Annotated in this window: 5 protein-coding genes and 1 pseudogene; 5 read left to right on the top strand and 1 reads right to left on the bottom strand. The window is 59.4% G+C overall.

Going from position 1 to position 8,004, the window contains the following annotated elements; all coding sequences use genetic code 11:
- Positions 1-18 precede the first annotated feature (18 nt).
- Both B0G57_RS30435 and B0G57_RS30430 read left to right on the top strand, forming a co-directional pair.
- Positions 19-282 (top strand): PAAR domain-containing protein, encoded by a 264-nt coding sequence (locus B0G57_RS30435; protein WP_026229973.1) that lies wholly within the window; start codon positions 19-21, stop codon positions 280-282.
- A gap of 112 nt (positions 283-394) precedes the next feature.
- Complete coding sequence (locus B0G57_RS30430) at positions 395-1,624, top strand: hypothetical protein (protein WP_018442295.1); 1,230 nt, start codon at positions 395-397, stop codon at positions 1,622-1,624.
- Here B0G57_RS30430 and B0G57_RS30425 read toward each other — a convergent pair.
- Positions 1,621-1,755, bottom strand: a pseudogene (locus B0G57_RS30425) (ABC transporter ATP-binding protein); the annotation flags it as partial. The gene B0G57_RS30430 and the pseudogene B0G57_RS30425 sit on opposite strands and share 4 nt — an antisense overlap.
- A gap of 294 nt (positions 1,756-2,049) precedes the next feature.
- Here B0G57_RS30425 and B0G57_RS30420 point away from each other — a divergent pair.
- The 3 genes from B0G57_RS30420 to B0G57_RS31500 form a co-directional block, all read left to right on the top strand.
- Positions 2,050-4,758, top strand: a complete 2,709-nt coding sequence (locus tag B0G57_RS30420; RefSeq protein WP_018442293.1) for a type VI secretion system Vgr family protein — start codon at positions 2,050-2,052, stop codon at positions 4,756-4,758.
- 23 nt (positions 4,759-4,781) lie between these two features.
- The gene (locus tag B0G57_RS30415) at positions 4,782-7,028 is read left to right on the top strand and encodes a T6SS effector phospholipase Tle3 domain-containing protein (protein ID WP_102606797.1); all 2,247 of its coding nucleotides are present in this window, start codon (positions 4,782-4,784) and stop codon (positions 7,026-7,028) included.
- Positions 7,025-8,004: virulence factor (locus B0G57_RS31500; protein ID WP_199189662.1), on the top strand; the 980-nt coding region annotated here is incomplete at its 3' end. The genes B0G57_RS30415 and B0G57_RS31500, both read left to right, overlap by 4 nt.

Raw genomic sequence — 8,004 nt, 5'->3', positions numbered from 1 at the left:
AGAAAGAGGAGCGACGGAATGCGAGGCATCATCCGAGTCGGAGATGCAACGAGTCACGGTGGCAGGGTCGAAACAGGGAGCGACATGAGCGACGTGATGGGTCGCGCGGTCGCCAGACTCGGCGATCGCTGTTCTTGTCCGATCGCCGGACACGGATCCTGCGTGATCACAGAAGGCGATCCGGACTTCATCGTCGACGGCAAGCCTGCAGCTTTCGACGGCTACAAGACGACGTGCGGTGCGACGCTCATCTCGAGCCTTTCATCGTCAGTGCGCGTATGAGCGCGAGTCGCTTGCACGATGGAGGGCCGCTTGAGCAGAACAAGCAGATGTTGACCGATCACGACAGCTGTCGGCGCCACGACGCCTTTTCCCACTAGTCCACCTTCGATATATGTGGAACGTAGCAAGGGGAATTCCCCTGTACTGGCATCTGGCGCTCGATACGACGATTGCGCACTTCTTCACCATATATCTCGCTCACGGCGGCCACTTCGCGCTTGCTGCAGCCGTGTCGACGGGGGATTCGCTATTGAAACTCGTCTTTGCGGTGCCGGGTTCCGCGGTGGCCGCGCGAGCCGGGTTGCCGACGCGAGTTGCCTGGTGTCGCTACCTACGTCCGGCTTTGGCAGTGGCCTGGCTCGCCGCCATTTCATTGCTGCACAGCGAAGGCAGTGGTCTCCTTGTTATCGCAGCCCTTATCGCCTTCAAGCTTCTCCTCTTGGTCGACGGTGCGTTCAGTGCGGATTTCCCGTTTATCGCGCAGCAAGCATTCGCGCTCGATCTGAGCCAGAGCGCTAGCATACAAAACATCATTTCGCGCGGATCGCTCGCTCTTGCGCCGGCATTCGCTCTAAGCATCGTCAATCGCGATCTGGACATCTTTTATTTCGTTCCGGTGATAGTTGTTTTGCTGAGTCTGAGCCTGCTCGCGCTCCAGTCTGTCGACGAGACAGTGCTCGCCTCGGGCTCTGCCGAGAAGTCTGAAAGCGACGATGCCCGTTGCAAGCGGCCATTCAGTTCGGTCATGGCGAACCGATTGATGCGATGGGGGCTGCTCTATCAGCTTGTCGTTAACTTTGCTTTTGGAGGGGTAACGTACCTGCTCATCGTAGAGCTAAAGCCGACGTCGAACATCGCTTTGAATGGCATCAGTGCGTTGTATTTTCTCTTTTTTGTCTATCAGATCGCCGTCATGCTGATGGGTGACGGCGCCATTCCGGCAGCGAGGCTGAGCGGCATTGTCCGTATCGTTGCCCTGACGGCAGGACTGGCCATAGCGATCGGGTCATGTACGAATTTCTGGCTCGATATCACGCTCTGTTCTGCGATGGGCCTGCTGTATGCATTCGAGCTTGGCGCTGTTCAGAAAGTACTGATCTCAAAGCTGAAGGGCCCTCAATACCTGAGCTACTCGGCGTTATCGAAGGTTTGCGCTCGACTAGCATCGGCGGCAAGCGTGGCCATGCTCGGTTTCGGCGTAGCAATGGGCATATCGCCATCTTCATTGCTGATCATGTGCGGGGTAGCTGGCCTCTTCGGCGCGCTGCTCCTCAAACTCTGCGTTCCTCAATCGAGTGGCCGTGTTGCTCGTGCGCAGATGAGTAACGAGGGAGGCGCTTAAACAACAATCAACTCCCGAACCCCCTTCTCACCCACCCGGGCTCCCGCTCCGCCCGCGACGATCTCGCCACGCCGCATGACCCAATACCGGTCAGCCAGCGCTCTTGCGAAGTCGTAATACTGCTCGACGAGGCAGTCGAGCCAGCGCCCTTACCCAGTCCGCATCGCCCGTGTTGATGCTGACCCGAGTCGTCCGTCCCGTTATTTCGTCCTAGTTTGATCGCACTAGAAGATCGCGATAGCTTTCGCGGCGCATCGTTCGCCTCGTTCACATGCGATCGCTTCATGCGTATCGCATATGCGCAATTGGAGCGATTCGATACGAACAGAGGCAATAACAAAGCAAGAGAGTAGGCGATGCAGAACCGAGTGCTAGTACAAGTTGGGTACGGGCCTTTGCCGTCCCAGGCGAATCGCGCCTTTCGATTGAAGTGGCGCGATACAGAGAAAGAATTCGATGGGCTCATCCTGCCGCAGGGCATCGATATTCGCGAGGAGCTTTGCGGCGGTATCGAGGGCAGGCTGTCTTGCGTGACCGGTATCGATGGCATATCGCTTACTGCTTTGCTCGGTGTGCCGGTCGCCGTCCAGCTCGTGACGGACCGCGGCGACCTGCATTCGATTTGCGGCATGGTGACGGACGCGTGGAAGGGTGCGTCCGATTTGGGGCTGATCGCCTATCAGCTCGTCATTCGCGATGCATTGAGCATTCTCGAGCGGCGCGTCAACACGCGGATTTTTCGCAACGAGACGGTGCCGGGGATCGTCGCTACGCTCGTCGCGGAGTGGCGCCGCAAGAGTTCGACGCTGGCAAGTTCGTTCGATCTCGACATCTCCCGGCTGCAGCTCGACCGATGTCGGAGCCACGATCAGACGATCCAATTCGAGGAGTCCGACGCCGATTTCATTCGCCGGCTGTGCCGGCGCGAAGGTATCGCCTGGTTCATCAAAGCAGGCACGCGCAATCACCGAAGCGGATACGACCTTAACGCGGTCGCACATACGCTCGTCCTCTTCGAGCGGTCGCATAGTCTCGACGATTCTTCAGCAGGGTGGGTTCACTATCGATCGCATAGTGCGCACGATCAGCGCGACACGATCACTCGGCTTTCTTCGGGGCGCCGGATCGTGCCGGGCTCGACACGGAACGTGGGCTGGAATCGGGACCAAGCGCGAGTCGATCACATTGGAATGCGGACGGGAGTCGATCAGGGGAAGGCCGGCAACGACCTCGCGAGCTTGCTTAAGGATGCTCGCATCGATCCGCCCGATACGGCCGATTCTTGGGACGAGTACGACCAACGCGGCACGTGGCGCGCGGATGCCCATCACGCGCGGAGCATGTGCATCGAAGGTGCGAGCAATGTGCGCGACCTTGCCGTGGGCCATAGGATCGGCATCGCCGGGCACCCCGACTTCGACCGGCTACACGAGTGGAATCGATGGGTCATCGTGACGTCCCTTCATCATCGCGGTGAGAACAATCTTCCCAGAGATTTGACTGAGCGCGCGCAGGCGCTCTTCGCTGCGAGCCAGTGGCTGTTCGATTCTCCGCTGCCGCCCTCCGTCAGCACGCCTGCGCGACCAAGCGCGTGGACCGGCACGCCGGAAAGCCGCTATGAGAACACGTTCAGTTGCGTATCGCGCGATACGCCGTTGACGCCGCTCTACGATCCGCGGGTTCATTTGCCGCGCGTGCATCCGATCACGGGTGTCGTGGTGTGTCCTGAAGGCGATGAAGTCTATTGCGACGAGCTGGGGCGAATTCGCGTGCAGATCGAGGGGCTTAGCGCCGAAGATCACGCGCATGCGAAAGGGGCAGGCACGAGTGGTACCCCTGCGGATAGCGCGGCAGTTCCGGTGAGCACGCGGTGGGCGGGCTCGCGCTTCGGTGAGAGCCTGCTGCCGCGCAGGGGCATGGAAGTCATCCTCGACTTCCTGAACGGCGATCCCGACAAGATGTTCGTCGTCGGGGTGCTCTACAACGGCGCGAAAACGCCGGCTGCTTTCAGCAACAAGGGATCGCTGCCTGCGAACCGCCATTTGTCCGGGATCAAGACCGAGGAAATCAAAGGCACTCGCTATAACCAATTGCGGTTCGACGACACTACAGGGCAGATAAGCGGCCAGCTCGCCAGCGCACATGCGAGCAGCGAGCTCAATTTGGGGTATCTCGCCCATCCGCGCGAAGGAGGGTGGGCGGAGGCGCGCGGCGAAGGGGCGGAGTTGCGTAGCGATGCCAACGTGGCAATTCGCAGTGGCAAAGCGTTGCTGATCTCGGCTTGGCAGCGATTGAATGCAGCCGGCGGTCAATTGTCGCGCGATGAATATCTTCGGCTGATGCACGAATGCATGGCGCTTTCGCGCAGCCTCGGCGAATACGCAGCGGCGCATCGTGGCGTCGATTTCGATATGCAGCCGCAAGACGAACTTGCTTCAACGGTGAAGAGTTGGCCGGATGCTGATGGAGACGGTTCGACCGAACAAGCTGCGATCGGCATTACCGCGCCGGACGGAATCAGCGCCGCGACATCCAAAACCATCGCGATGCATGCGGGCGGCAATGTCGACTCGGTCGCCCAGGGTCATATTCAATTCGCGAGCGCTCATCGGGTCAATCTTCAGGCCGGACATGGCGTGGCGATGTTCGCGCATCGAGAGGGCGTCTCGGCCATCGCCAATCAAGGCAAGGTGATGCTTCAGAGCCAGGCCGACGATACGCAGATCGAATCGGCGAAGAGTATCCGGCTCATGGCTGCGGACGGCCAGCTCGCCGGCACGGCGAGCGACGAGGTGGTCTTTGTCACGTCGGGCGGGGCCTACTTGAAGCTTCGGGGCGGCGATATTGAACTGGGTTGTCCCGGCCGCTTCACGGTCAAGGCGGCAGGGCATACATGGGATGGGCCGGCGAGCATGGGTGCCGACTTTCCTTCATTCGACGATGCGGCGCTCGACCGCATGCCGAAACTCATTCGTGCCACGGACGCGGAAGGCATCCCCGGTTACGACGCCGAAGTTCGGCGAGCCACGGGGCAGATCGTCAAGGGTGCGACCGATGCGGCGGGATGCTCTGAACCAATCGATAGCGATCAATTCGAGCAGTTGGACGCGGTCTTCTTCAAGAAGAAAACCTGATCAACCAACGTGACAACAAGAATATGAGCGACTCAAATCTGAATACAGCTACGTCGCCAGCTGGGGCCGTCGCCGACCCGCCGCGCATTCAAGTCGGTCGAGTGCAGGGCGTCACCCTCTTTGGCGCTCGCAATGAGCTTATCTGCGTCAAACAAATGCCGCTGCCGGGCGTCGTTATTTTCGTGCACGGTGTGAACTCGGAAGGCGAGTGGTACACCGCTGCCGAGGAGGGGCTGTGCAAAGGGCTAAACCGGCGGTTGGGCCGCTTGGACGACCAGCTGGCTTATACGGGCGTCAAGGCCGGGCAGATGGCACCGGTCAGTTACATCGAGAGTTTGACGCCTGACGGTTACGTCAATCCGAAGATGTGGGCTGAGACTTATATCAAGCCGGATCCGTCGTTCTCTCCGGTCATCCATTTCCGTTGGGGCTACAAGGCAAACAAGCAGGATCTCAAGGACTACGGCGCGAACCTGTTTCTCAACGAGCACAACTATTGGGGCGGCGGCCCGTTTGCGAATGGCTGTTCGAGCCTCGCGGATCTATGGAGCCCCGGGCTCGACGATCGAATCTTCGGCTGGCTCACGGTGCAGGCGTTGAATTCCACGCCGCGGCTGGTCTATCAGACGCCGCCGCGCGCCTACATGGTGATGGCGGCGCTACGGCTCGCCAAGCTGATCAAATCGATACGAGAGAAGCAAGCCGATGTGCCGATTACTGTTGTGTGTCACAGCCAGGGCAATATGATCGGGCTGGCGGCCGCCTTTCTCGGGGACAGGATGTCCGATGTCACCGATCCATGGGGCAAGGCCGGAAGCTGTGTGGCGGACGCCTACGTATTGGCCAATGCACCGTACAGCCTCGTCGAAAAGCTGGGCATGGAGAACTGGGCGCAGCGCGCGGTGCGCGACGCCGATGGCAACCGTGGCCGCGCGACGTTCAACGCTCGGGCTGACACCTTGAAAGCCTTCTTTGAGATATTGCGCAAGCGCGCGGCGCTGGAGCCCGATGCGCGCGAACTCGACGAGGACATGGGCAACAAACGGCCGTCTGCGAAAGGTAAGCCGTATAGCGCCGGCGACGACCGCACGAGTCACGGCCTGAATGGCCATACGCTAGGCCGTGTGACGCTCTATTGCTGCCCGCACGATCAGGTGATTTCGGCGACGACCGTGCAAGGCATCGGCTGGCGCGGCATGAGCGCCGAGGAGATCGAGCGGACGGGCGGTCATGGTGTCTTCACGCAGCGCGTGTTCGCGTCCGGGTGGTTAGTCGGAAAGGATCCAGCTGACAGCCCTACGTATCGCTATTGGGAAGACGACTGGCGGGCGACGGTGAACCGGAGCAAGGGATTTTGGTATCCACCGTCGCCGAGTGCCGAGTTCGGGCTCTACCGAGCATTGAATGCGAACGAAAATCCGTTGGCCGCGCTGGGCACGTTGGCATCGGCGCCGCTTCTCTATTTCGCCAGGCTCATCGTGAAGCCGCGCATCAATGCTGATCCGCCGGAGAACTGGACCATCCCTGTAACCGCTCCGAAGCTGGACGAGCCGTTCGAGCCCGAGGCGATGCGTTATGGGAGGGTGTCGGAGATTGTCGTTGATGGCTTAAAGAGCCGGTTCAATGAGAGTTACGACCCGCCGTCTGCCGCGCGCAATGCGCAAAAGACTGAGGGTGACAAGGACGCGGACGACCCTTATGACACGTTCCGATCGGATGAGCCTGGAACCCAGGCACAGGGAACGCAGGAATCGGAGGCCGCGCGACGCTACGAGGACCATGCACTGATGCGGCAGGAGGCTCGCCGAAACGAGCGGCACGGTCGTACTAAAGGGTGGGTGAACGACGACGGCAAGGTGGCCGGCGAGGACAATCTGGCCAAGGCGACGATCGAATACAAAACATGGCGTAACGGGCAGATCGGCAAGATTCTGAAAGAGGGCAGCAAAAACAATCCGACAAACCACTCGACGACCTTGACGAATCCGATGCATGCGGAGAAAGCGCTCGCATACGACATCGCGATTGGCCTTTGCTACTTGTCTGAGGAAGACTGGCAGATGCTTCGTATCGAGGCTGACTGGCGGTTCGGTGATGGCCTCGATAAGAGCAATCCGAACAAAAAGTATTGGAAGTATTTCGAAACGGGGAAATACAACCATCAGGTGCTGCATGACTGGACCCGTAGCGACCCGGAGGCCATGAGGCCGCCAATGATTCAGGACAGGCGGGAGGGTGAACTATTCCTCAATATGGGGGACCTCGTATGAATTCGCTGATCGGCGCCTGGCCTCGCCGGCTCCTGCTTGCAGTGGGCGCAATTATGTTGACGTTTGCGGCGACCCTTGCATGGATGCTTTATACCGACGGGCGCGAGCCTCAATATTTTACAGGCGAGGGCCTTATGAGGCGATTGTTGCATTTTCCTCTATGGATGGGTGTGTGCGTGTTTGTTGTGAGCACATTCCTTGCCCTTTGCGTGTCTGGTACCGCGACGGCAAAAGCCGTCGTAATGCAGCCTGCACCGGCGGAAACTGCCAAGCCATTTGTTGCTCAGGTGGTAGGGCTTGAATGGTTGAACCCTCTTCAACGCCGCGATTACCCGACTGAATGGCAGATTCTTTGGACACTAGGTCTCGTGAAGCCGAACAAGGGCGACGACATGGTGAGGACCGATCCTGCTAGTTTTACTTCGCTTCAGCCAGTTGCGGGAATTGCATATGGAAATCGCGGCAGAGAAACCTTCGAAGGCTTCTATGAAAAGTATATCGACAAGCTTCTCGGGCTCTTTGACGAAAGATATGTGATGAACGGAAAGTACTTTTACACGGTCAAGCCAGACGACCGAAAGAAGTGGCGCGAACTTGCCGGCGTTCATGTCGAGTTCGCGATTCCGTCCGATCGACTCGATCCCACCGAAGCAGCAACGTTCTTGCGCGACGAGATGGTGGACTACTTCGAGATTGGCACGAAGGCATTCCCGGATCTTTGGAGCAAGAACACACCGCCAGACGTACGCGTCACGCCCGGCGGGCCGAACGCGGGCTTTACTTCGCTGAACGCAGCACTCGACTACCTCCATGCGCACCCGAAGGAAAGCGTCTGGGTAATGAACTGGGACGCGCCGAGCTTCCCGCCGAAAGATAGTCAGCTCAACGAAAACATCGCGCTGCTGATCCTCGCCGGACCGCAGATGAAAACCGAGCGCGCGCCGCTCGCCTGGATCGGTAAAGCGGCGACCGGCAA

It is taken from the genome of Trinickia symbiotica, from assembly GCF_002934455.1.
In the GTDB taxonomy this organism is placed as follows: Bacteria; Pseudomonadota; Gammaproteobacteria; order Burkholderiales; family Burkholderiaceae; genus Trinickia; species Trinickia symbiotica.
The sequence above is the reverse complement of the archived record's forward strand: the minus strand, read 5'-3'. Positions and strand labels throughout refer to the sequence as shown.

What these genes read in the sequence shown, in the direction of transcription:
- B0G57_RS30435 (WP_026229973.1), top strand. Translation starts at nt 19, where the DNA reads ATGCGAGGCATCATCCGAGTCGGAGATGCAACGAGTCACGGTGGCAGG.
- B0G57_RS30430 (WP_018442295.1), top strand. Translation starts at nt 395, where the DNA reads ATGTGGAACGTAGCAAGGGGAATTCCCCTGTACTGGCATCTGGCGCTC.
- B0G57_RS30415 (WP_102606797.1), top strand. Translation starts at nt 4,782, where the DNA reads ATGAGCGACTCAAATCTGAATACAGCTACGTCGCCAGCTGGGGCCGTC.